This window comes from Desulfurella amilsii (genome assembly GCF_002119425.1).
Taxonomy (GTDB): Bacteria; Campylobacterota_A; Desulfurellia; order Desulfurellales; family Desulfurellaceae; genus Desulfurella; species Desulfurella amilsii.
This window is the reverse complement of record NZ_MDSU01000018.1, coordinates 890,899-914,506: the sequence shown is the minus strand read 5'-3', so window position 1 is coordinate 914,506 and position 23,608 is coordinate 890,899. Positions and strand designations below refer to the sequence as shown.

Genomic DNA, 23,608 nt, shown 5'->3' with positions numbered 1-23,608 from the left:
GAGATTTTTGCATTTTATAAAACTTTCAAAAGGGGAATATTATTGGGGTTTTAGCGCAAACTTTTTCTTCTCTAAAGTATAAAAATTTCAGAATATTTTGGTTTGGCCAGATTGTATCGTCAATTGGCACATGGATGCAAATTGTAGGACAGGCCTGGCTTGTTTTGAAATTAACAAACTCACCATTTTTGCTGGGACTTGTCGTTGCTTTTCAGTATATACCGATACTATTTTTTTCTATTATAGCAGGTGATATTGTAGATAGGGTAAAAAAACGCTACATTGTAATAGCAACACAAAGCTCAATGGCACTGCTTTCTCTAATTTTAGCAATACTTACAAATCTTGATGTTATAACTTACACTGAAATTTTGATATTAACCACACTTATGGGTTTTGCTCAAACATTTGATGTGCCAGCAAGGCAGTCTTTTATGATAGACTTAGTTGGCAAGCAGGATCTATCAAACGCTATTGCGCTAAATTCAACCATATTTAACTTAGCACGCATTGTAGGTCCTGCCATTGCTGGCATTATGATAGCAAAAATTGGCATCAAAGCTACTTTTTATGCCAATGCAGTGAGTTTTGTGCCACTTGTTTTGGGGTTGTTTTTTATTGACATAAACGGAGATCCTTCTAAAAAGAAAAGTTCTCTAAAAGACAGTCTAAAAGAGTTGTTAGAGTACATAAAAGCAAATAAAGTCTTGCTTGATATTGTTGTTTTGTTGACGATTCTTTCAATATTTGCCATGAATTTTAGCGTTCTTGTGCCACTTTTGGCTAAATACACACTAAAGCAAAATTCCATTGGTTTTGGGATGCTTATGACGTATATGGGACTTGGCTCATTTTTTGGAGCTATGTTAATTGCTTATCTATCGAAAAAAGTATCATATTTAAAATTAATGATAATAAATGCATTTGGATTGAATGTTTTTCAAATTTTAATGGCACTATCTAAAAATTACACGCAAGCAAGTATATCAATATTTGCAGCCGGATTTTGTCTTATTGGGTATATTATATTATCTAATACTACGATGCAGCTGTCGTCAACAAATGAGCTAAGAGGGCGCATAATGAGCATCTATTCCCTCGTATTTCTTGGCGTTACACCTTTTGGTAGTATATTTAGTGGTGTAGTTGCAAATTATGTTGGTATAAGATTTGCAGTATTTAGCGGCTCAATTATTGGACTTTTAGTTTGTTTGTTCTATTTGAAGCGATTTATTTTGCATATAAAGGAGGCTAAATTATGAATATTGGTATTTTAATTACAGGCACGGAGTTTGCAACAGGTACAAAACAGGATACAAACTCTACAATGTTTGCAAAAATGGCGTTTGAGCATGGGCTTGATGTTGTTTTTATTCATATTTGTAAAGATGACGAGATAGATATTACCAAAAACGTGCAATTTGCGCTTGAGTTTTGCGATATATTGGTTGTAAGTGGCGGGCTTGGTCCTACATTTGATGATGTAACGCGCGAAGCTCTATCAACTGCTTTGGATGAGCCTTTAGTATATGATGAGGATTGGCTAGATTTTTTGAAAAAAGATTACAAATCGCGCAATGTTGAGCTAACACAAATGCGAAAAAGGATGGCACTAAGACTATCAAATTCAAAACCTATACCAAACAAATTCGGTAAAGCCATAGGTTTTTTTTATGAGAAAAACAATAAAATCGTCATTGCTTTGCCTGGTATACCACAAGAAGCTAAAAGTATGCTAAATTATGCTTTAAATGCTTTAGGTCATAGAGATAAGATTAGAGAAGTTAAGCTTTTTAGGACATTTGGTATCAAAGAAAGCGACGTTAGTAACCTCGTTAAAGACTATAAGGGTACGTTTATTAATGTTTCAGCTTGTGGCGTAGATGTATATGTTCAAGATGCAGTTTCAGATCAAATTAAGTCAATTTTAGGAAAATATATTTATTCAGACGATAATCTAGAAATGGAAGAGGTTTTGGGTAAACTATTAAGAGAAAAAAAACTAACAATCGCTACTGCAGAATCATCAACAGGAGGGCTTATAGTTTCTAGATTGGTAAATGTAGCTGGCTCATCTGATTATTGTTTGGGCTCTGTTGTAAGCTATTCAAATCAAGCAAAAATGGATATTTTAGGTGTAAAACAACAGACGCTTGAGTTGTATGGCGCCGTTAGCGAGCAAACAGCAAAAGAGATGCTTTTGGGCGCAAAAAAACTTACAAATGCTGATATTGTATTATGCGATACAGGCATAGCAGGCCCAGGGGGAGGCAGTGAAGAAAAACCCATAGGTTTGCATTATATTGGTATTATGTTTAAAAATGAAGTAAAGATTTTCAAAGAGATATACCAGGGTGAGCGCAATTATACACGACTCTATATTTCTCAATATGCACTAAATTTAGCCAGGTTGGCACTTTTAAATGATGATGAATTATTTGCTTAACATTGGTTGCCAAATGTGAATTTTAAGGGGGTTTGCTAATGTATAATATGGAAGAAAAAAATGAGTCAGTAGCTCAAGAAGAAAAAAACTTATACAAATCTAATAATCCGTTAAAGTTTTGGTGGTTTGTTGTAAAGCGCTCTTTAGATTTTAAAACCCGATCTCCAAGGAAAGAATTTTGGATGTTTTATCTTGGCAATATAATTGTTTTTGTTATTTTACTAACTTTGCTTACGCTTGTCTTGCATGCTTTGAAAGTTGCAGAATACACAGAGCTTATTGCAGTATACTCAACATTTGTAATGATTTGGAGAATTGTTTTGCTTTTGCCAACACTTTCATTGCAAACAAGGAGGTTTCATGATGTAAACAAAAGTGGTTGGTTAACAGTTTTGTTTTTTGCATGTACTTTCTCTTTAGGCTTTATTTCTAGCGCTTTTGAACATAATTATATAAAAGGAGAAAATTTTACAGTCTTAGTATTAATAGCTCTATTATGCCTTGCCATAGATATTTGGCTTTTTATAGTGTTGGGTTTTGTAAAAGGCACAAATGATAGTAATAAATATGGACCCCGCACTCTTTGAGTTAGATAATATTGTTTTGCTGTTTTGATAAAAATACAGTATTGCTTATAAGCATAGCAATTGTCATAGGACCTACGCCGCCTGGAACAGGTGTAATAAAACTTGCAATTTTTGATACATTTTCGAAATCTACATCACCTATAATTTTATCGTTGACTTTTGCAATGCCAACATCCACTACAATTGCCCCCTCTTTAACCATATCTTCTTTGATAAGGTGGGCTTTTCCTGTGGCGCTAATTATAATATCTGCGGCTTTTGTTTTTTCTTTAAGGTTTTTTGTGTATATGTGACAGATTTGTACAGTGGCATTTTCATTAAGCAGCATATAAGACATTGGTTTTCCCGTAATGTTGCCCGCACCTACTACACAGACATCTTTGCCTTTTAGTTCGATCTTGTATTCTTTAAAAAGCTTAATTATGCCGTATGGTGTGCATGGGAATATAAAAGGCTGGCCTCTTGATAGTTTACCCATATTATATGGATGGAAGCCATCTACGTCTTTTCTAGGATCAATTGCCTCAATAACTTTTTCTTCGTCTATTTTTTTAGGTAGCGGCAATTGCACCAAAATTGCATTAACTAAAGGATTTTTGTTTAACATGTCTATCACGTAAAGCAAATCTTTTTCGTTAACTTCTTCTGGCATTCTGTGGTTTATTGAATATATGCCTACTTCTTCGCAGGCTTTTGTTTTCATGTTTACATATACTTGGCTTGCTGGGTTATTGCCAACTAATATTACTGCCAAACCTGATATAATTCCTTTGGATTTTAATTGTTCAATCTCTATTTTTGCTTGAGCTTTGATTTTATTTGCAAGCGTTTTACCATCTAATATTTCCATATTATAATCCTTAAATTGCTTTTTCTATCTGGGTGACGAGTTTACCATTTTTGAAAACGCTAACATCACCTGTGGATTCTGAGACAACTATGCTCATAGCATTTGAGACGCTTGTAATAGCAGCTGCTGCCATATGTCTTGAGCCCAAACCTTTGGGTAAATCTGCAGTATCGGCTGAGGCTGCAATATGCACACCTGCTGATTCTAGTGTACCATCCCCGCTGATTAAAAAAGCACCATCAAGTACGCTGTATTCTTTTACGGTATCATCAAGGTTTGCTAACATAATGTTTCTTTCTTTTTGGTCATATCCCTTAAAAGGATTAAAAATCATTTGTTTAATATATGGTTTTATATTTTCAATATCTCCTAAAACAAACAAAGCACCAACCGATTTTCCTTCTCTGCCTTGGTTAGCTAACTCAAGCGCAATGCGAAGAACTTTTTCAAACACTTCAGGCCTTATGATTTCACCAAAATCTATATTTTCTCTAAATAGCAACAGTTCTTTTTCTTTTTCAATTTCTAGGTATATCATGCTGTCGATGTTGTTTAAACCGGTTAGTGCTATTAGCTTTGAATCTTTAGATAAAATGTTTACCGCAAGAGCCATAACTATTGCTACTTTGAGTTTATTTGTTCGTGTAAAAATTATATTTGGTACAATAATACTTGGCATGTTATTAAAATTTTCCAACTTGTCGTGATTTTCTTCTTCAATTTCTGCTCGTTTAAAAACGATTATTTTTTTTATATCTTTTTTTATAAAATCATCTATATCTAGCTTTTTTATATCACTGTAGTATACAAGCAAGTTTATACTTTTATCTGACTCAATTATATTTAGTGCATTATTTAGGATTTGTTCGCTTATTGATGTCATTTTCTCCCTTCTCTGTCTCTTTTGCATTCTGTTTTTTTAAAAAAGCAACATCTAAAGTAAAATCCGGGCAGTACCTGCTTTCCATGATTTCTTTTTTTGCGCAAAATTCTCTCCACGCACAAATAAGACAACTTTTATTTTCCATATTTTAATTATACACATGATATATAATTTTGCAAAGCTTTAAACTGCAAAATTATATATACATCAATGCTTTATTGATAGCATCCAAGTAAGCTTTTGCGCTTGCTTCTATAACATCCGTAGCAACGCCTCTGCCTAGTATATTTTTGTCAATGTTGGCGAAGTACACTTTTACGATTGCTTCTCCTAAAGCTTCTCTGCTTTCTGTTATGGATTTGATTTCATAAAACTTTAGCTGTCCTTTTACGAATGTAATGCGCTCCAGTGCCTTGTAAACTGCATCTACTGGCCCATCGCCTAATGCAGCATCTTCAAAAATCTCACCATTTTTAGAGAGCTTTATAGTAGCAGTGGGTGTGATATTTGTCCCAGAGCTAACCTGCAGACTTACGATTTCGTATAAAGATGGACTGAATTTGATTTTATCTTCAACAAGGGCATGTAGGTCTTCATCGTATACTTCTTTCTTCTTATCGGCAAGGACTTTAAATTTTTCAAATATATCTTCTATTTGTTCTTTGGTTAACTGATAGCCTAACTCAATTAGCCTCTTTTCTAAGCCGTGTTTACCAGAGTGTTTTCCAAGCACTAAAGAGCTTGAGTCAATACCTACATCTTCTGGCTTCATTATCTCGTATGTACTTTTCTCTTTGATTACGCCGTCTTGATGTATACCTGCTTCATGCGCAAAGGCATTTTTGCCTACTATGGCTTTGTTGCGCTGTATGTCAATGCCCGTTAGTTTGCTTACCAGTCTACTTGCGCGATAGATTTCTTTTGTGTTGATGTTTGTTGATACTTTGTATATATCGTTTCTAATTTTAATAGCCATTACGATTTCTTCCAATGAAGCATTACCTGCACGTTCGCCTATGCCATTTATTGTACACTCTATTTGGTCTGCTCCAGCTAACACTGCAGACAAGGAGTTTGCAACAGCCATGCCCAAATCATTGTGGCAATGTACAGAAATTTCGGCTTTATCAATATTTGGCACATTGTTTTTTATGTATTTTATAAGATCCGCATATTCTACAGGTGTGGTGTATCCTACTGTATCTGGCAGATTAACAACGCTTGCGCCCGCATTAATGACACTTTCAACCACTTTGCAAAGATAATCCCAATCTGAGCGCGTAGCATCTTCTGCCGAAAACTCTACTTCTTCACATCCGTTTCTTGCATATTTTACAGCTTCTACCGCTGCTTCCAATACGGCCTCATAGCTCATTTTGAGTTTCTTTTCTACATGTATGGGGCTTGTTGCAATGAATGTATGTAGTCTTTTGCGAGATGCTGGTTTTATTGCTTCAAGCGCTTTTTCGATGTCTGGCTTTACTGTTCGAGAAAGCGAAGCTATGGTAGAGTTTTTGATTGTTTTTGCTATAGTATTTATTGCTTCAAAATCCCCTGGGCTTGCTGCAGCGAATCCTGCTTCAATAACATCAACGCCTAATTTTTCAAGCTGTTTTGCAATTGCGATTTTTTCCTCAATATTTAAACTTGCACCTGGTGATTGTTCGCCATCTCTTAGTGTTGTGTCAAATATTTTTACTATCCTGGAGCTCATGGTTAAACCTCCTCTTTTTAAATAATTTTATTATTAACTCTATTGGTCCTGATAGCGCATACGTTATACCGATTAACGGTACAAAAACATAAGGCTTATAGATTACAAGGGACAAAATGAGCAGTATAAGAACAAAAAACCTAATAGAAATTTTACCTTCTAATTTAACTTTTTTAAAGCTTCTATACTTTATTGTACTAACCATCAAAAATGAGATAACATAAACACTTACGAGAAAGAATACTTTGTAAGCCTTGTAATCAATATTAAAATGCAAAATAGACATTATGATGCTTGAAATTATAATGGCTCCACCTGGTATAGGCAAACCCACAAAATCAATTGTTTTTGTCGTAATCACATTGAAGCGTGCAAGACGCAGTGCACCTGTTAGTAAAAATAGCGATGCAGCGATAATACCTATGCGACCCATGTCGCTTAAAGCAAAAGTGTACATCAAAAACGCTGGGGCAACGCCGAAACTTACAAGATCAGACAATGAGTCATACTCAACGCCAAACTTACTCTCGCAATGCGTAAGCCTTGCGATTTTGCCGTCTAAATTGTCAAACAATACAGCCAGTACCAAAAGCCAGGCAGCACTCAAGTAGTCACCTTGATATGACTTTATTATGCTGTAGAAGCCAGAGAGCATATTGGCTGTTGTAAACAGGTTTGGTAAAATGTAAAGTGCATTTTTTTGTTTCATAGATAACCTATTAAATCCCCACCTTTTATTTTTTGGTGTAGGTGAACTGCTAAATTTAATTCTTGTTGACTATAAATGTCCAGCCTTGATCCAAATCGTATTAGGCCTATGATATCGCCTGCTTCAACTTTGTCTTGCGGTTTTGTGTATGTTACGATCCTTCTTGCTATAATTCCAGCAATTTGCACTACAACAATTTTTTGACCCTTTTCATTTTCAAGAAGCAGGGCGCATTGTTCATTTTCAAGTGAAGCTTTTGGTTTATTTGCGCTAACAAATAAACCTTTATTGTAAATTTTATCCAGACAGGCTCCTTTAAATGGAGCAAGATTGATATGCACATTAAATACTGACATAAAGATGCTTACTTTATTAGCTTCTGATTTAAAGAAAAACCTTTCATATGCCTTGCCTATTTCAACAACAGTACCATCGGCAGGCGATAATACCATGTTTTCTTCGTAGTAGATGTGCCTTTTTGGGTTCCTAAAAAAGTATGTACTAAATGCGCTAGCAGCGATCAGTGTTACCTTTAAAAGTTTGTTTTTAGTTAATAGTGAGGTAAGAGCAAAAGAGGCTATAAATGGATAGCCTTCTTTTGCGATTGTATCTTTTTTTGTCGTTTTCATTAATTTTTGTCTCTGTTAACGGATTTTTGTGCTGCAATCCAGGGCATCATTGCTCTTAGTTTTTTGCCTACTATTTCTATTTCGTGATTTTCATCTTTTTTGAGAAGTGCATTAAAAACTGGCCTATTACACTGGTTTTCCAGTATCCATTCTTTTGCAAAACTGCCATCCTGAATCTGTTTTAATATATTTTTCATTCTTTGTTTTGTATTCTCATCTACTACAATTGGCCCTCTTGTAACATCTCCGTATTTTGCCGTATTTGATATCGAATACCTCATGTCTGAGATGCCACCTTCATACATCAAATCAACGATTAGTTTCATTTCATGGAAGGTTTCAAAATAAGCCATTTCTGGAGGATATCCAGCTTCAACTAGGGTTTCAAAACCTGCTTTAACAAGCGCGGTTAAGCCACCGCAAAGAACTGCTTGCTCGCCAAAAAGATCCGTTTCTGTTTCATCTTTAAAGGTTGTTTGTATAACACCAGCTCGTCCGCCACCATTTGCGCAAGCATAAGACAGTGACATTGCAAGCGTGTTGCCAGAGTAATCTTGATAAGCAGAAATAAGCATTGGTACACCCATGCCTTTTTCGTACTCCCTTCTAACCAAATGACCAGGACCCTTTGGTGCAATCATCATGACATTGATATTACTTGGTGGTATAATTTGACCGTAATGGATATTAAAACCATGAGCAAACGCAAGATAGTTGCCTTCTTTTAAGTTTGCCTCAATTTCGCTTTTATATAACTGGCTTTGAGTTTCATCTGGCGTTAATATCATAATAACATCTGCCCACTTGCAAGCCTCAGCTGTTGGCAATACTTTATGACCATTATTTACAGCCTTTTGCCAGCTTTTTGAGCCTTGTTTTAACCCTACAACCACATCGCAACCAGAGTCCTTTAGGTTATGAGAGTGAGCATAACCTTGCGATCCATAACCTATAATAGCAACTTTTTTGGATTTTATTAAAGATAAATCCGCATCTTTGTCGTAATAAACGTTTAACATGTATCCCTCCTAAATGTTATTGTTTTGATTCTCTTGACATTGCAACCTTTCCTGTCCTTGCGATTTCTTTAATACCTAACGGCTCAAGTAAATTTAATATCGCGTTGATTTTTTCAGAGCTACCAGTTACTTCTATTGTATATGAATTTTGAGATACGTCAACTATCTTCCCTCTAAAAATATCAACTATGCGCAAAATTTCAGCCCTTGTTGAAGAATCTGTATGCATTTTTATTAGGGCCATCTCTCTTTCCACATATGGCATATCATCGCCGTACTCAATTACTTTTATTGTATCAATGAGTTTGTTAAGTTGTTTGCCAATTTGTTCTAAAATGTTAAAGTCGCCTTCTGTTACTATTGTCATTCTTGATAGATTAAGCTCATTAATGGGCGCTACGTTAAGGCTTTCTATGTTGTAGCCTCTTGCACTAAAGAGATTCGATATACGCGATAAAACGCCCGCTTCATTTTCTACTATAACAGAAAATATCCTTTTCATTTTTCCCCCTAAGTTAAAATCATATCACTAAGTGGAGCTCCACCTGGCACCATAGGATAAACATTCTCTTCTCTTTCAATTTTTATATCCAGTATATATGGACCTTTGTAATCTATCATCTCGATTAGTGCTTGCTCAACATCTTTTTTGTCTTCTACTCTTTTTGCACCTATGCCGTAGCTTTCTGATAATTTTATAAAGTCTGGTTGAACTTCAATATTGGTATTTGCATATCTTCTGCCATAGAATAATTGTTGCCACTGTCTAACCATACCTAAATACGAATTGTTTAAAATAATTACTTTTGTTTGTAGCCTGTATGTTGCAAGAACCGCTAATTCTTGTTCGTTCATCTGGAATGAACCATCGCCTGCTATAACAAATACCTGTTTGTCTGGGTTTGCAAAGCTTGCACCGATGCCCGCTGGAAATCCAAAACCCATTGTGCCAAGGCCTCCAGAAGTCAAAAATCTCCTTGGTTTATTGAAACTGTAGAATTGGGCTGCCCACATCTGGTGTTGGCCTACTTCTGTTGAGACTATTGGATCTATTTCTTTTGTTAGCTTATTTAACAATTTTATAACATACTGAGGTTTAATAATCTTATCTGAATCTTCAAATGAAAGGGGGTGCTCACTATCCCATTTCTTTATTAGATCCAACCATTTTTCTCTATTTTGGTCAATTTTATTGTTATCTTTAAGCGTTGATAAGAGTTCTTTTAAAACAAGTTTCGTATCCCCAACAATAGGATAATCTACCTGAATGTTTTTGCTTATGCTTGTGGGGTCAATGTCTATGTGGATTATTTGTGCATTTGGTGCAAACTCAGATACTTTGCCGGTAATCCTATCGTCAAACCTTGCGCCAATAGAAATTAACAAATCGCAGTACTGTATAGCCATGTTAGCCTTATAAGTACCATGCATACCAGCCATACCAAGGCTTAGTGAATGATCTCCAGGAAAAGCTCCAATACCCATAAGTGTCATAAAGACAGGTATTTGCAATCTTTCGGCAAGTTCCAATACCTCTTTGTGTGCATTTGAAGTTATAACACCACCGCCAATATACAACAGAGGTCTTTCTGCTTGCTCAATAACCTTCGCCACCTTTTTTATTTGCTTTGGGTTGCCATGGTAGGTTGGGTTATAGCTTCTTAGGTGTATTGCATCTGGATACTCAAATTCATACATAGCTGTTTGAACATCTTTTGGTATATCAACTAAAACCGGTCCAGGTCTGCCTGTTTTTGCTATATAAAAGGCTTTTTTTATTGTGTAAGCCAGATCTTTTACATCTTTTACTAAAAAATTGTGCTTTGTGCAAGACCTTGTGATGCCTACTATATCCACTTCCTGAAAAGCATCATTGCCTATTAAGTGCGTGGGTACCTGTCCAGTAAAAACTACAAGCGGGATAGAATCCATATAAGCTGTTGCAATACCGGTTACTGCATTTGTTGCGCCAGGGCCACTTGTTACTAAGCTAACGCCAACTTTGCCTGTGCTTCGTGCATAGCCATCTGCCATATGCACAGCGCCTTGCTCATGCCTTGTTAGTATAAATTCTATGTCTTTTTGTTTGTAAATAGCGTCGTGCAAGTCAATGATTGCTCCACCTGGTATCCCAAACAAATGTTTGACGCCTTCTTTTTTAAGGCACTCGATAAAGATTTCTGCGCCTTTTAATTTTTCACTCATATTTCCCCCTTGTATAAATTAAGCACCTATTATACAGAAAATTACAAAAAATGCAAATTATTGTAAAAAGTCGCAAATAGCTCGATTGAAATCATCGGGTTGCTCCCACATAGACATATGGCCCGCATTTTGTATAATTATTAGTTTGGACTGTCCAATACTGTCTTTAAGGTATTGAGCATACTTCATTGGCGTTAATTTATCGCAAGAACCTACAATAATTAGCGCTGGTTTTTGAATTTGCATAACCTTTTGCATTATATCAAAGCTATTGCATGCCAGAAAGTCATTGTACCTGACCATTTTATCGGTTTGGTAAAAATCGCTTTCTGCCTGATCAATCAGCTTTTTTTTGGTATGTTCACAGTAAGCCCACTGCGAACCATAGTTCAAACTTTTCAGCGTTGCATCTAATATATCTTGGTTAACTTTGAGCTTTGCTCCGCTTCCAGCTATTATAACTGCATCTATTAATGAAGGGTATTCAAGGCTAAATAATTGAACAATTGCCCCACCCATGGAATGCCCGCAAAGCACAAGATTTTTTAAACCTAAAGTTTCAATAAATGACTTAATAAATTCGACATAATCCTTAATGGAAGAGTAACCATTTCCTTTAGACTCACCATGACCAATTAAATCAAGAGCAATTTTTGTGTAATTAGGTAGCAGAGCTTGCAGTTGATGTTTCCAAGTGAGCTTTGTAGCACCAGACCCATGTATAAAGACAATTGTCTTTGCTTGAGAAGGGTTTTCTATTTCATATACTATCTTGAAACCTTCCACAAAAACTTGTTTTTCCATAGCATACTCCTTTTTTTCTAAATATAACAATTTTTAGAGATTTATCAATCCGAAAGATATTTTAAAATAGAGCCCGTTTAATTAGATTTAGACTTGATAGGGCTTGACAAAAAATAAAATTAGAATATCTTGTTAGCAGGTAAGAGTGGTGATTGCTAATGATGACAGAGTTGGATGAAAGGTATTTGACAGTTTTAAATATAGTTGTAGAAAATTTTATAAACTATAAAGAAGCGGTAGGCTCTAGGATTTTAATAAAAAGATACAATCTACCCTTTTCTGCTGCTACAATGAGAAACATAATGTCTGATTTAGAAGAGTCGGGCTATCTAAAGCACTCTTACATATCAAGCGGCAAAATTCCAACGGAGATTGGCTATAAAGTTTATGTTCAGTATCTTTTGGAAAACAAAAAGGAAAGTGTTAAGCCCAAATTAAAACGAATTGATAGGATTAACTTGAGTACTATTGGGGATTTTGTAGCAGATATATCCAATATTTTATCTAATTCGTGCGGATTGATATCAATGGTAAGCTTACCCAATATATTTAAGCTTAAATTAAAAGATATGAGTTTAATCAAAATTGGCTCAAATAAATTACTATGCGCTGTCATTGCCGAACCATATATTGTAGAGACAAAAATAATAGGGTCCACAAAGGATTACTCGCAAAGCGAACTAAACGATATAGCTCAATTTTTGAAAGAAAATTACATAGGGTGGGAGTTGGAGAAAATTCAGGAGGATTTACAAAATTCATTATCACGCAGTAGAAAAGAATGCGATTTGATATTTAAAAAATTAAAAGAAAAAAGTAAAGATTTGTATTTTTCGGGTGTTCAAAATCTTTTAAAAGAAAAAGAGTTTTATGAAGATTATGAACAATTGAATAAGATACTTGATGTTATTGAAAAAAGAAAGTATGTCTCTGAAATTGTTGATTTAATTTTAAAAAATGACGAAAAGATACTTATCGGACACGATATACCAAATGAAAAATTAAAAGGCATGAGTTTAATTGCCCAACCTTATTATTTGGACAATGTTAAGTTAGGTTTTGTAAGTGTGCTTGGACCTATGAACTTAGACTATGAAAATGTTATTTATACATTGGATTTTTTGAGCAAAAAAATAGAGAAACTGCTTAAACAGGGGAGGTAAAAATGAATAATCAAGATGACAATATTGATGAAACTATACAAATAAACCAAAACGCGCAAAATACAGAAAATGATTATAAAACAGATGAGAATCAAACTCAGCAAGAACCAAAAGATGAGCTAACTGAATTAAAAGAACAACTAGACAAGCAAAAAGATACCTACTTAAGATTGCTAGCAGAGTTTGATAATTTCCGAAAGCGTGCAGAAAGGGAAAAGTTTGAAATTGCCGATTTTATAAAAGGATCTGTGGTTGGAGATTTCTTGCCCATTTTGGACAGTCTTGAAAAAGCGCAATTGGCTTGTGCAAATGATGAATCTATTAGATCTGGTATTGAGCTTGTAATAAAAGCATTTAAACAGCTTTTAGAAAAATATGAAATCAAAGAAATTGATACCGAGTGCGAATTTGACCCAAACTTACACGAAGCTTTAATGACGGTGGAGTCAGATAAGCCTAATAAAATTGTTCAGGTTTTTGAAAAAGGCTACACTTACAAGGATAAATTGCTTAGACCAGCTAAAGTTTCTGTTGGCAAAATAAATGAAGACAAAAACGAGGAGGTTTAATTATGGGAAAGGTTTTAGGAATAGATCTTGGAACAACAAACTCTTGTATGGCCATCATAGAGGGTGGCAAACCAAAAGTAATTCCTAACGCTGAAGGTGCAAATACAACACCAAGCGTTGTAGCTTTCACAGACAAGGGGGAAATATTAGTTGGCCAAGCAGCCAAAAGGCAGGCCGTAACAAATCCCAAAAAGACGATTTTTTCTGCAAAAAGGTTAATAGGTAGAAGATATAGTTCAAAACAAGCTCAGGAGGCTAAATCTAAACTTCCATATGAAATGGTAGAAGGTTCAAATGACGATTGCAGAATAAAAATCAACGGCAAAGAATATACACCACAAGAAATTTCAGCACAGGTTTTGATGAAACTAAAAAGAGATGCTGAAAGCTACTTAGGGGAAAAAATTACAGAGGCAGTAATAACTGTGCCCGCTTACTTTGACGACTCTCAAAGAAAAGCAACAAAAGATGCAGGTGCAATTGCAGGTTTAAACGTTTTGAGGATAATAAATGAGCCAACCGCATCGTCTTTAGCATTTGGCCTTGATACCGCGAAAGAAGGCAAAGTTGCAGTTTACGATTTAGGTGGTGGCACATTTGATATATCAATACTAGAGATTGCCGATGGTGTTTTTGAAGTAAAATCTACAAATGGCGATACTTATTTAGGCGGCGACGATTTTGATAGAGTATTGTTAGATTATTTAGCCGATGAGTTTAAAAAAGAAAACGGTATTGATTTAAGAAATGACCCGATGGCTTTACAAAGATTAAAAGAGGCAAGTGAAAAAGCCAAAATCGAACTTTCCAGCTCTCTTGAAACAGAAGTAAACCTGCCGTTTATTACAGCGGATGCTTCAGGGCCTAAACACTTAGTGATGAAAATTACGAGAGCTAAATTTGAACAACTTGTAGAGGCACTTATACAGCGCACCCTAGAGCCATGCAAATTGGCCCTAAAAGATGCGAGTCTAACTCAAAATGATGTAGATTATGTAATACTTGTTGGCGGCATGACAAGAATGCCTAAAATTCAGCAAGTCGTGAAAGAATTTTTCGCTAAAGAACCCAGAAAAGATGTAAACCCAGATGAAGCGGTTGCAATAGGTGCTGCTATACAGGGTGGAGTATTGAAAGGCGAAGTAAAAGATGTTTTGCTGCTTGATGTAACGCCATTAAGCCTAGGTATAGAAACGCTAGGTGGTGTTATGACAAAAATCATACAAAGAAATACAACAATTCCAACAAAGAAAAGCCAGATTTTTACAACAGCTGAGGATAACCAAACGGCTGTTACCATTCATGTATTGCAAGGTGAGCGTGAGATGGCAGCAGAAAACAAAACGCTTGGTAGGTTTGAGCTTATGGGTATACCACCAGCACCAAGGGGTGTACCTCAGGTTGAGGTTACATTTGATATTGATGCAAACGGTATACTTAATGTGTCTGCAAAAGATAAAGCAACAGGAAAAGAGCAAATAATTCGCATAACAGCATCAAGTGGCTTAACTCAAGAAGAAATTGAGAGGATGGTAAAAGAATCTGAGCTCCATGCAGAAGAAGATAGAAAGTATAAAGAATTAGTTGAGGTTAAAAATAAAGCTGACTCAATAGTATACTCGACTCAAAAAAGCTTAAATGACTTTGGCGATAAAATTTCAGAAAGTGAGAAAAAAGAAATACAAGATGCCATTGATGCTACAAAGAAGGCAATTGAGTCTGGTACAAAAGAAGAAATAGAAACAAAAATGAATGAACTTATAAACAAAGCTCACAAACTAGCCGAAGAAGCCTACAAACAGTCTTCATCAAATGAAGATCAAACTGCCACTGATAATTCAAAGAAAGAAGAGGACGTCGTTGAAGCAGAAGTAGAAAAAGATGATAGTAAGTAATTTCTAAATAATCACAAAGGTTAAGATAGAAAAGTTAGCTTCTATCTTAACCTTACCTTTAATTATTAGGGAGAACAGCAAAACGATGGAGAAAGATTATTATGCGATGCTAGGCGTAGATAGGAACGCAAGCACAGAGGAGATTAAAAAAGCGTATAGGAAATTGGCACTTAAATATCATCCAGATCGAAATGAGGGTGACAAACAAGCTGAAGAAAAGTTTAAAGAAATTACAGAAGCTTATGCTGTATTATCAGATGAAACAAAGCGTGCAAGATATGATCAATTTGGCTATGTAAACGAGAATGATTTTGGTTTTAATCCATCGAACTTTGATGATATTTTCGCCTATGTTAACGATATATTCGGCGACATCTTTGGTAATTTTGGCTCAAGAGGTTCAAGGGATTATAGTCGAAAAAGAAAAGGCGAAGACATTCAATACCAAATCATAATTTCTTTCAAGGAAGCCATATTTGGTGCTTCAAAAGAAATTGAGATAAACTATCAAAAAGTCTGTGACGAATGCAATGGTTTGGGTGCGAAACCTCAAGATTTTGAGACGTGCACTTATTGTAAAGGGGCAGGTCAAATAGAATATGGCAATTTTTTTATTTCAATGCGTAAAGTTTGTCCAAAATGTGGTGGAAGTGGCCGAATAATTAAGAAAAAATGCCACAAGTGTAATGGCAAAGGTTTCGTTCTTGAAAAAGAAAAAATTACAATCAATGTTCCGCGTGGCATAGATAATGGTTATGCGATCAGGATCTCTTCTAGAGGCCACGAAAGTGCAGATAGAGTTAGAGGCGATTTGATAATATATTTCAAAGTTTTGCCTGATGAAGTGTTTAGGCGAGAGGGCTTAAATATTTATCTTGATTTGAATATTTCTATACCACAAGCAGTGTTGGGTGATGAAATAGAAGTAGATACTATTTGGGGTAAAAAGAAGATTTCAATTGAGCCTGGTACGCAAAGTGGTTCTCAAGTTGTGTTAAAGGGCGATGGTGTAGAAGTTGAAGGCGCTAAAGGTAGTCAAATCATAAACATAAATGTTGAGATACCAAAAAGATTAACCCCAAAACAAAGAGAGCTTATGGAAGAATTTGCAAAAGAGATGAGTCAGTCGCCTTTGTCTAGCCAAGAAAAAAATATTTTTAAGCGTTTCTTTGGCCAGTAAACATCATTAAAAATTTATAATCCACGGATAATTTTGATAAATTGTATTTAAGGATAATTATGTTAAGTAAAAAGTTTAAAATATTGGCTAAAAGTATTGAAAGCCATACACCATTTAATGAAATATATATAGATAAAAAGTAAGCAAGCGGTAGTTGAAACAAAAAGAGGCTAAAAAAATTCATTATACTTGGCAGAAAAGTATTGCCACAAGCCATTGTGATACGGTTTGCAATTGAACCCATAGCAAAAAACGGGTAACTTAAAGCAAAGTATACCATAGCGTTTTTTGATATTTCAAAACATTGGTTTTGTGAAGTAAAAATCCCTATTATGCTACCAGAGAATAAAAACAATAAAATATCCAAAAAGCTTATAAAAGCTGTACCAAATAAAAGTGATTTTTCAACACCTTCTTTAACAAATGACCAGTTTTTTGAGCCAATATTTTGACCAACAATGACAGCTGCTGCATTTGATATCCCAAAAATCATAAATAATAAAATCTGATAAATGCGCGTTACAATGCTATAGCTTGATATTGCAACCTGTGAATGTATAGCTATAATTTTTATAATTAAAATCATGCTTAAAATCCTTATCATCAAGTGAAATGAAGCAAATATACTTTTGCTTAAAAGCTGTTTAATCAATTGTATGTTAATATTTAATCTGAACCTTAATTTTGTTTTTGAGATAACATAAATTTGCAACAATATACCTACAAACATAGAGCATATTGTTGCAAGTGCTGCGCCTTTTACGCCCATTTTTAAAACAAATATAAATAAAGGATCAAGCGCTATGTTGATAATAGTTGCCACAAGCATTATAATAAGTGTTTTGTTTGGCAAAGACATGCTTTTTAGCGTTGAGCTGTTTAATCCGAATGCAAATGATATTGGAAGCCCCAAGATCGAAACGCTTAAAAATTCTTTTGCAAAAACTAATGTAGAATCTTTTAAACCAAGAAGACTCAATATATTATCCAAAAAAGGATAAAGCATAATTGACGCAATCGAGAATGCCACCATCACAATTAAAGCATTAGAGTAAACAATACTTGCCCTCTTGTAGTTTTTTGCCCCCCAGCTTTGTGTAAAAAAGATTGATGAGGCTATAGAAATACCTATCGTCAAAGTAGATATTAACATCAATAGCATACTTGAAGACACTAAAGCACCTATTGCGCTGTAACTAATTTTAGAAACAAAAAATGTATCGACAAGATTAAAAACAGTTTGCAGGTTGCTTTCTATTATCATTGGAATAGAAAGCGCTACGAGACTCTTTATAATGGGGCCTTTTGTAGGGTCTATGTTAGCCAATTTATTGAGTGTAGTATTTTAGCATATCGGCTCTTTTTTTGGCATCAATAATTTTTCTTTCTATATTGTTTCTTATCCATGATCCATCCAGCCATTCTATGGGGTTTACATAATAACCATCAATTAACATGCCAAAATGCAAATGATCCCCCACTGCAAGGCCTGTTGTATCTGTATGGGCAATTATTTGACCTTTTTGGACAAAATCGCCTTTTTTAACTAAAAAATCCTCTAAATGACCATATAGGCTAAATACGCCGAGGCCGTGATCTATTAAAATACAATTGCCATAAACGCCAATGCGACCAGTATATACTACAATGCCTGAGTTTGCCGCCGGTACTTTTGCATGTGAAATGCTAGCAAAATCAACGCCCATGTGGTATTCATCCGTCAAAGGCTTGTGATTATAATAAAATGTTCTGTAATCTCCAAAATACGCCATAACCGCAGAAGAGGGTAATTGTAAAAAAGCTCCTTTAAACAATATTTGGTCTGTATGGACAGAATTTGCTATTTTAGCAATTTGCTCATTGTTTTGTCTTTCTACTTTGTTTATAACTAAATCAAAAGCTTTTGCTGGATCTTGTTTATTAAAATCAATATGCTCTTGCTCTAGTATTCTATAGACTTTTGTTTCAATAAAGTGCGTATCTACATTGACATCAGTTTTTTTATTTTTAAAAGATTCATAATATACCGGTACATGAACAAAAATTTCATTTCCAGCATTGTTTTGGGATACAATCGATGTATCCCAGTTTTTTTGAGCGCAAAATGGGTATGTAAAAAAAGCAATGTAGGTATATGGGTGGTTTGTTAATTTGTCAGCATTAAAGCACCTAAACTTTGCAATTTTACCTTGTGCATATTTGACCTGCAGATAAACATTTTTTAGACCAATTTTGTCATTTGCATAAAACAACACAACCGCTGAGCCGCCTTCTAGAATATTAGCTGCATCATTAAGCAAAATAACCTTAGGATAATGGTTATACACTGTAACTTGTTTTTCGATTTTCTTTTTAAAACCAAGCGAGAAATTATTGTGTGAATAATCTATTACCTCGATTACAAATTTTGCTGGGCCCTCAGGGAGCTTTTGGCTTAGTTTAAATTTTAATGGAAAATTATATGTATCTTTGTTTTCAAATATTTTATCGTATAGAGAAATTTTCGTATTCATGGCATATGCATAAATATTGACTTCTTTTAATGGGTATTTCGAATCCCTAATAGTAATATCCAAGCTTTTGTCAGAGCTAAAATACTTATTTGGGTAGATTACATTAACTTGTATGGGGTTTTTTACAAAAAACGGCGTGTAGTGATAAACTGCATACACACAAACCAAGACTATAAGAATAAATAATAATTTTGAACCAAGGCCTTTTTTCTTTTTCTTTTTTAAGTAAAAAGTATCTCTCATTTTATACTCCTTGTTATATCTTTTTGAAGTTTTAAATTTTGTGTTGATATACAAATTGTTTTATAGATAGTAGATTTTTGCATAAGTTCGTTTGAGATGCGGTTCAAAACAGGCAAACTTCTTAAGACTATGGATAGTATAGCTACTAAAAAGATAGCTTTAAAAAGACCAAAAAGTGCGCCAAGTATCCTATCTATGCCTGTAAGTTTCATTTTTCTTGAAGCGCTTTGACTCAAAAAACTAATGAGGCTTATCAGCGTATATATAATAATAAACATCACAATAAAGCTTATTAAACTTGCAAACATATACGATACATTCAGTGCTTTTTCTATAGGAACTATGATAACACTGTGATATATTACAGATAAGTACAAACCTAAAATTACAGCTACTAGTTTAAAAAATTCCTTTATGAAGCCATGCAGGTAACCCAATATCAAGAGTCCTAAAATAAAGATGCCAAAAACAATATCTGCCATTAGCCTACCATAACAGTTTTAAAATTAGAATAAATAACGCGCCCTTTCTTAAAACCTTTTGGCTTTTTCACAAACTTCACAAATGTGTAATCCACCTCAATTTTATCATTTGTGCCTAATTTTTCTCTAATTTTTTTAGCGCATTGCTCTAGGAGGTTTTTATCTATCTGTTGCAATCGTTTTGGGTTTTTTAATATTAAATGCGGACCTGGTATGCTTTTTGGGTGCATCCATATGTCTTCTTTAGAGGCATTTTTTAGAATCAAATCATTGCCTTTTGCGTTTTTACCTATGTAAACATCAAAACCAAGAATATTGAAACGCTCATAGGATACAGCATCGGTAGATATAACTTTTTGATTGGTTTTTTTATTAAACAAAAGCTTAGCATCTTTTGGATCAATCTGATTATTTAATAACTGCTCTTTAATTTGCAGTAACGTAGCTTGTTCTTGTTTTGTTTGATTTAATATAGACTTTAGTATATTTTTGGCGTTTTTGTACTTTTTGTAAAGCTTATAATAAACATTTATGTTATCTTGAATTGTTTTTTTGGGATTAATTGGTATTGCTATTATGTTTGTAGAGCCAGTTAGTTTTAGACGAACTAAATCGTTATGTAATTTAATGGAAGCAATATTTTCTAAAAGTGTATCGGCATACAGTTTCATTTTGTCAGCATCTTGAGCTTTTTGTATATCAATTTGTATTTTTTCAATTTTGTCGTTTGATTTATTTATTTTTTTGTTAATTAGGTTAATAATTTTTGTATTGTTTAAACTCGTTTGTGTATTTTGCATAAAAATTTCGCTAAAAAGGTCTTTTTCATCTATATTAGATATATCTAAACCAAAATCAAACAAAAATGGGCACACGATGTGCTTTGTATTGACAACATACCTAAATAGTTTTTCATAAGGTTTTTTTGCAACTTCAACAAAACTCTCTATATTTTCCTGTGTTACAAATTTTTTAGTAAAGTTATCTATACCTAAAATGTTAATTTTATGAAGGGCCTTTTTTAAAACATTAATATCATCTATAGTAATATCAAGCATCTTGTTTGGTTGTTTGTAAATTCTATTTGGAAGGATTTGTCTGCTTTCGATTAATCGGTAGGTTTCTATTATTTTTTGATTTGCATCGCATAGTATAAGATTGCCATTTCTGCCTGTTATCTCAAATATCAAATAATAATGGTGCTCAATATCCAACCTTTTGTCTAATAAATGTAAAATTAAAACACGCTCAAGACCTCTAAAATCTATGTCAATAATTTTAAGTTTATTTATTTTTTTTTGTAGACTGACCGCAAAAGTGTTTTGAGTCCTTTCAAGTTTGTAATTGCCAAAGAATAAAGCACTCGGCGAGTCTAATTTAAAAAAAATCGATAAACCATTGTCTGTATTTAACACGATAGTATTAAGACTAGCGCCTACATGAGTAATCTTTTGGCCCAAAATATTTTTTTTTATTTTTGTCGCAAAATAATTAAATAAAAAATTATTCATAAGCCAAATAAACTCCTCAAGATGAGGAGTTTATTTTTTTCTCTCGCCGAGCCTTTTTTTCTTAAGAGCCTTTTTACGAGCGGCTAGCGCTTTTTTCTTTTTCTTTTCGCTGGGCTTTTCATAGTGTTCTCTTTTTTTTATTTCAGAGAGAATACCTGCGCGCTCACACTGTTTTTTGAATCGCTTAAAGGCTTCTTCAAAAGATTCGTTGTCCCTTACATAGATACCTGGCAAATAGATCACCCCTTTACTATTTAAACTTAAAATACATTATATTAAAAAAAAGAGATTGGGTCAACATCAAAGTTTAAATTTTTCTCGTAAAGATTATTTGCTATAAAATCAAGTGTTTTAAATATATCGTTTGATTTGATAATAATGTGGTACCTGTATTTATTTTTTATCTTATCAATAGGGCATTTTGTTGGTCCAAGAAAGTTAATATTGCCATTTTTTAAGATTCTTGCGCATTTTTGTATATTTTGCTTTGCAACTTGTTCACTTGGGTTTTGAGAAATAATTCTGATTAAATGCGAAAATGGTGGGTAGTCTAGCGATCTTCTGATTTTTATTTCTTCATTCAAAAAGCCCTCGTAATCGTTGTTTTCAACAAAACATTCTAACCTAGGTGGTAGTTTTGACTCGATAATGACCCTACCTTGTTCTTTCCGGCCGCTCCTGCCAGCTGTTTGTATAATAAGCGATAGGGCTTTTTCATCAACTCTAAAATCTGGTAAAGCAAAAATAGATTCAATGTTGGAGATAATTACAAGCTTTATTTTTTCTATGTCGTAACCTTTTGATATCATGCTTGTGCCAACGATGATATCAATTTTACCATCGATTAGACTTGAAACTATATTGTAAGTATTTTTTTTTGATGAAGCAGTGTCTCTATCCAGACGCTCAATATTTATATTGCCAAAATTTTTGCGTAAAAATTCTTCCATTTTCTGAGTTCCTGTACCTACATCTTTTATATTGTAGCTTGAACAATGCGGACATTGTTTTGGAATATCAAAACTTGACTCACAAAAATGGCATTTTAGGTCTTTTGTTTTTTTATGATAAACAAGCGAAACATTGCAGTTTGGACATCTAAAAATATACCCGCAATCACTACAAACCAAAAAGTGCGCAAAACCGCGTCTATTAACCAGAATTGCACAAGTTTGGTTATTTAAAAGAGAATTTTTTATAGCTTCTATTGATTGGGTACTTAAAAGCGTATTGTATGGTTTTGCAAATTCAATTGTAGGTAGCTGGCAGTTGTTTACACGATTTTGCAGCTTAAATAGGTTGAATTTTTTTGTTATCGCTGCTTTATAGTAAGTTTCAACCGTGGGTGTTGCACTTGATAGTATTACTGGAATGTTTAGCTGTTTCGCCCTGTATATTAACAAGTCTTTAGCATTATAAGATGGAGTGTTTTCCTGTTTATATGAATCATCGTTTTCTTCATCTACAACAATTAAGCCTGTATTTGATAAATCGACAAAAGCAGCTGAGCGAGTGCCCAGCAATACCCTTTTTTCTTGATTTCTAAATAAACTCCACTCAATAAACTTTTGCTTTGGAGTTAATTGAGAGTGAAATAGTCCAACTGTATCGAGAAATTTTTCTTCAAAAATCCTTTTGTACTGGTTTGTAAGTGAGATCTCAGGTACAAGCACAATCGCATTTTTACCATCTTTTATAACGCCCCTTATTAAATGTAAAAAGATTTCTGTTTTGCCAGAGCCTGTAATGCCAAAGATTAAATTGACGCTAAATTTTTCTAATTTTATCGATTTGTATATGTTTTTTTGTTCATCATTGAGTTTGAAGAATTTTTCATGATTCATTTGGGTTTTTATGTTATTTTCAAAATCAACCGGTTCTTGCAAAAAAACTTTTGAGGGTAGGGCATTTTTTAAAATAAGCCCTTTGGGGCATAAATAGTAATAGCTTGCAAAATTTATAGTTTTTATTAATTCTTGACTGATTATGGGTTTATCATCAAGTATAGATATAACATCTTTTATTTCAGATACGTCTGTTTGGGGTATTTTTTCAAAAACAATACCCACTTTTTTTCTGTTATGAAAATCTACCAATACTCTTGTGCCAATTTGAATATCTTGATTGCTTTTGTAGATAAAGCTTTTGCTTAAAGCGATGTTGAATAATACGCCATAGTAATTCATGGATAAAATTTTATCACAAA

General features: G+C 34.1%; 23 protein-coding genes. 7 read left to right on the top strand and 16 right to left on the bottom strand.

Annotated elements, in window-relative coordinates; translation table 11 throughout:
• Window positions 1-38: 38 nt before the first annotated feature.
• The 3 genes from DESAMIL20_RS08270 to DESAMIL20_RS08260 are packed head-to-tail and all read left to right on the top strand — an operon-like array spanning window position 39 to window position 3,033.
• Window positions 39-1,262, top strand: coding sequence for an MFS transporter (locus DESAMIL20_RS08270; RefSeq protein WP_086034383.1), 1,224 nt, complete (start codon window positions 39-41; stop codon window positions 1,260-1,262).
• Window positions 1,259-2,446 (top strand): nicotinamide-nucleotide amidohydrolase family protein, encoded by a 1,188-nt coding sequence (locus DESAMIL20_RS08265; protein WP_086034382.1) that lies wholly within the window; start codon window positions 1,259-1,261, stop codon window positions 2,444-2,446. The genes DESAMIL20_RS08270 and DESAMIL20_RS08265 overlap by 4 nt, the downstream gene beginning before the upstream one ends.
• A gap of 38 nt (window positions 2,447-2,484) precedes the next feature.
• The gene (locus DESAMIL20_RS08260; protein ID WP_086034381.1) at window positions 2,485-3,033 is read left to right on the top strand and encodes a DUF805 domain-containing protein; all 549 of its coding nucleotides are present in this window, start codon (window positions 2,485-2,487) and stop codon (window positions 3,031-3,033) included.
• Window position 3,034: 1 nt separating this feature from the next.
• Here the strand turns inward: DESAMIL20_RS08260 and folD are convergent, their stop codons facing one another.
• From folD to DESAMIL20_RS08215, 10 genes are read right to left on the bottom strand one after another with little or no spacing between them, the layout of a single operon-like run.
• Window positions 3,035-3,883, bottom strand: a complete 849-nt coding sequence (gene folD / locus DESAMIL20_RS08255; RefSeq protein WP_086034380.1) for a bifunctional methylenetetrahydrofolate dehydrogenase/methenyltetrahydrofolate cyclohydrolase FolD — start codon at window positions 3,881-3,883, stop codon at window positions 3,035-3,037.
• Between the two features lie 10 nt (window positions 3,884-3,893).
• A complete protein-coding gene (locus DESAMIL20_RS08250; RefSeq protein WP_158090564.1) occupies window positions 3,894-4,766 on the bottom strand; it encodes a DNA integrity scanning protein DisA nucleotide-binding domain protein in 873 nt (290 codons plus the stop codon).
• Entirely contained in the window at window positions 4,735-4,911 is a 177-nt protein-coding gene (locus DESAMIL20_RS10500; RefSeq protein WP_158090563.1) for a hypothetical protein, read from the bottom strand. Before DESAMIL20_RS10500 ends, DESAMIL20_RS08250 begins: the two co-directional genes overlap by 32 nt.
• Window positions 4,912-4,962: 51 nt before the next feature.
• Window positions 4,963-6,480 carry a 2-isopropylmalate synthase gene (locus DESAMIL20_RS08245; RefSeq protein ID WP_086034376.1) on the bottom strand — a complete coding sequence of 506 codons (1,518 nt, stop codon included), beginning with the start codon at window positions 6,478-6,480 and terminating at the stop codon, window positions 4,963-4,965.
• Window positions 6,452-7,189, bottom strand: a complete 738-nt coding sequence (gene pssA / locus DESAMIL20_RS08240) for a CDP-diacylglycerol--serine O-phosphatidyltransferase (RefSeq protein WP_086034375.1) — start codon at window positions 7,187-7,189, stop codon at window positions 6,452-6,454. The genes DESAMIL20_RS08245 and pssA overlap by 29 nt, the downstream gene beginning before the upstream one ends.
• Window positions 7,186-7,818, bottom strand: coding sequence for a phosphatidylserine decarboxylase family protein (locus DESAMIL20_RS08235; protein WP_086034373.1), 633 nt, complete (start codon window positions 7,816-7,818; stop codon window positions 7,186-7,188). Before DESAMIL20_RS08235 ends, pssA begins: the two co-directional genes overlap by 4 nt.
• On the bottom strand, window positions 7,818-8,837 hold the full coding sequence (ilvC, locus tag DESAMIL20_RS08230; RefSeq protein ID WP_086034372.1) for a ketol-acid reductoisomerase: 1,020 nt from the start codon (window positions 8,835-8,837) through the stop codon (window positions 7,818-7,820). The genes DESAMIL20_RS08235 and ilvC overlap by 1 nt, the downstream gene beginning before the upstream one ends.
• A 16-nt stretch (window positions 8,838-8,853) precedes the next feature.
• Window positions 8,854-9,339 (bottom strand): acetolactate synthase small subunit, encoded by a 486-nt coding sequence (gene ilvN, locus DESAMIL20_RS08225; RefSeq protein WP_086034371.1) that lies wholly within the window; start codon window positions 9,337-9,339, stop codon window positions 8,854-8,856.
• Window positions 9,340-9,347: 8 nt separating this feature from the next.
• A complete protein-coding gene (gene ilvB / locus DESAMIL20_RS08220; RefSeq protein ID WP_086034369.1) occupies window positions 9,348-11,042 on the bottom strand; it encodes a biosynthetic-type acetolactate synthase large subunit in 1,695 nt (564 codons plus the stop codon).
• A gap of 57 nt (window positions 11,043-11,099) precedes the next feature.
• Entirely contained in the window at window positions 11,100-11,846 is a 747-nt protein-coding gene (locus tag DESAMIL20_RS08215) for an alpha/beta fold hydrolase (protein WP_086034368.1), read from the bottom strand.
• A gap of 158 nt (window positions 11,847-12,004) precedes the next feature.
• On the opposite strand from DESAMIL20_RS08215, the gene hrcA reads away from it, so the two are divergent.
• The 4 genes from hrcA (at window position 12,005) to dnaJ (ending at window position 16,653) form a co-directional block, all read left to right on the top strand.
• Complete coding sequence (gene hrcA, locus DESAMIL20_RS08210) at window positions 12,005-13,009, top strand: heat-inducible transcriptional repressor HrcA (protein ID WP_086034367.1); 1,005 nt, start codon at window positions 12,005-12,007, stop codon at window positions 13,007-13,009.
• 2 nt (window positions 13,010-13,011) lie between these two features.
• Complete coding sequence (locus DESAMIL20_RS08205; RefSeq protein ID WP_086034366.1) at window positions 13,012-13,578, top strand: nucleotide exchange factor GrpE; 567 nt, start codon at window positions 13,012-13,014, stop codon at window positions 13,576-13,578.
• A 2-nt stretch (window positions 13,579-13,580) separates the two neighbouring features.
• Window positions 13,581-15,473, top strand: a complete 1,893-nt coding sequence (gene dnaK / locus DESAMIL20_RS08200; protein WP_086034364.1) for a molecular chaperone DnaK — start codon at window positions 13,581-13,583, stop codon at window positions 15,471-15,473.
• Between the two features lie 85 nt (window positions 15,474-15,558).
• Window positions 15,559-16,653 carry a molecular chaperone DnaJ gene (dnaJ, locus tag DESAMIL20_RS08195; RefSeq protein WP_086034362.1) on the top strand — a complete coding sequence of 365 codons (1,095 nt, stop codon included), beginning with the start codon at window positions 15,559-15,561 and terminating at the stop codon, window positions 16,651-16,653.
• Here the strand turns inward: dnaJ and DESAMIL20_RS08190 are convergent.
• The 6 genes from DESAMIL20_RS08190 to priA all read right to left on the bottom strand — a co-directional run bounded on the left by DESAMIL20_RS08190 (window position 16,631) and on the right by priA (window position 23,588).
• Window positions 16,631-17,917: an MATE family efflux transporter gene (locus tag DESAMIL20_RS08190; protein ID WP_158090562.1), complete on the bottom strand. Its 1,287-nt coding sequence runs from the start codon at window positions 17,915-17,917 to the stop codon at window positions 16,631-16,633. The genes dnaJ and DESAMIL20_RS08190 overlap by 23 nt on opposite strands.
• Before the next feature lie 64 nt (window positions 17,918-17,981).
• A complete protein-coding gene (locus DESAMIL20_RS08185; protein ID WP_086034358.1) occupies window positions 17,982-19,409 on the bottom strand; it encodes a M23 family metallopeptidase in 1,428 nt (475 codons plus the stop codon).
• A complete protein-coding gene (locus DESAMIL20_RS08180; RefSeq protein ID WP_086034356.1) occupies window positions 19,406-19,891 on the bottom strand; it encodes a CvpA family protein in 486 nt (161 codons plus the stop codon). The genes DESAMIL20_RS08185 and DESAMIL20_RS08180 overlap by 4 nt, the downstream gene beginning before the upstream one ends.
• Window positions 19,891-21,402, bottom strand: coding sequence for an NFACT RNA binding domain-containing protein (locus DESAMIL20_RS08175; protein ID WP_086034355.1), 1,512 nt, complete (start codon window positions 21,400-21,402; stop codon window positions 19,891-19,893). The genes DESAMIL20_RS08180 and DESAMIL20_RS08175 overlap by 1 nt, the downstream gene beginning before the upstream one ends.
• A 30-nt stretch (window positions 21,403-21,432) precedes the next feature.
• Entirely contained in the window at window positions 21,433-21,636 is a 204-nt protein-coding gene (rpsU, locus tag DESAMIL20_RS08170) for a 30S ribosomal protein S21 (RefSeq protein ID WP_086034353.1), read from the bottom strand.
• Window positions 21,637-21,677: 41 nt separating this feature from the next.
• Window positions 21,678-23,588, bottom strand: a complete 1,911-nt coding sequence (priA, locus tag DESAMIL20_RS08165) for a replication restart helicase PriA (protein ID WP_086034352.1) — start codon at window positions 23,586-23,588, stop codon at window positions 21,678-21,680.
• Between the last annotated feature and the right edge of the window lie 20 nt (window positions 23,589-23,608).

Bases quoted from the DNA above. Each gene is read 5' to 3' on its own strand.
- DESAMIL20_RS08265 (WP_086034382.1), top strand. From the start codon at position 1,259: ATGAATATTGGTATTTTAATTACAGGCACGGAGTTTGCAACAGGTACA.
- DESAMIL20_RS08260 (WP_086034381.1), top strand. From the start codon at position 2,485: ATGTATAATATGGAAGAAAAAAATGAGTCAGTAGCTCAAGAAGAAAAA.
- folD (WP_086034380.1), bottom strand. From the start codon at position 3,883: ATGGAAATATTAGATGGTAAAACGCTTGCAAATAAAATCAAAGCTCAA.
- DESAMIL20_RS08250 (WP_158090564.1), bottom strand. From the start codon at position 4,766: ATGACATCAATAAGCGAACAAATCCTAAATAATGCACTAAATATAATT.
- DESAMIL20_RS10500 (WP_158090563.1), bottom strand. From the start codon at position 4,911: ATGGAAAATAAAAGTTGTCTTATTTGTGCGTGGAGAGAATTTTGCGCA.
- DESAMIL20_RS08245 (WP_086034376.1), bottom strand. From the start codon at position 6,480: ATGAGCTCCAGGATAGTAAAAATATTTGACACAACACTAAGAGATGGC.
- pssA (WP_086034375.1), bottom strand. From the start codon at position 7,189: ATGAAACAAAAAAATGCACTTTACATTTTACCAAACCTGTTTACAACA.
- DESAMIL20_RS08235 (WP_086034373.1), bottom strand. From the start codon at position 7,818: ATGAAAACGACAAAAAAAGATACAATCGCAAAAGAAGGCTATCCATTT.
- ilvC (WP_086034372.1), bottom strand. From the start codon at position 8,837: ATGTTAAACGTTTATTACGACAAAGATGCGGATTTATCTTTAATAAAA.
- ilvN (WP_086034371.1), bottom strand. From the start codon at position 9,339: ATGAAAAGGATATTTTCTGTTATAGTAGAAAATGAAGCGGGCGTTTTA.
- ilvB (WP_086034369.1), bottom strand. From the start codon at position 11,042: ATGAGTGAAAAATTAAAAGGCGCAGAAATCTTTATCGAGTGCCTTAAA.
- DESAMIL20_RS08215 (WP_086034368.1), bottom strand. From the start codon at position 11,846: ATGGAAAAACAAGTTTTTGTGGAAGGTTTCAAGATAGTATATGAAATA.
- hrcA (WP_086034367.1), top strand. From the start codon at position 12,005: ATGATGACAGAGTTGGATGAAAGGTATTTGACAGTTTTAAATATAGTT.
- DESAMIL20_RS08205 (WP_086034366.1), top strand. From the start codon at position 13,012: ATGAATAATCAAGATGACAATATTGATGAAACTATACAAATAAACCAA.
- dnaK (WP_086034364.1), top strand. From the start codon at position 13,581: ATGGGAAAGGTTTTAGGAATAGATCTTGGAACAACAAACTCTTGTATG.
- dnaJ (WP_086034362.1), top strand. From the start codon at position 15,559: ATGGAGAAAGATTATTATGCGATGCTAGGCGTAGATAGGAACGCAAGC.
- DESAMIL20_RS08190 (WP_158090562.1), bottom strand. From the start codon at position 17,917: ATGATAATAGAAAGCAACCTGCAAACTGTTTTTAATCTTGTCGATACA.
- DESAMIL20_RS08185 (WP_086034358.1), bottom strand. From the start codon at position 19,409: ATGAGAGATACTTTTTACTTAAAAAAGAAAAAGAAAAAAGGCCTTGGT.
- DESAMIL20_RS08180 (WP_086034356.1), bottom strand. From the start codon at position 19,891: ATGGCAGATATTGTTTTTGGCATCTTTATTTTAGGACTCTTGATATTG.
- DESAMIL20_RS08175 (WP_086034355.1), bottom strand. From the start codon at position 21,402: ATGAATAATTTTTTATTTAATTATTTTGCGACAAAAATAAAAAAAAAT.
- priA (WP_086034352.1), bottom strand. From the start codon at position 23,588: ATGAATTACTATGGCGTATTATTCAACATCGCTTTAAGCAAAAGCTTT.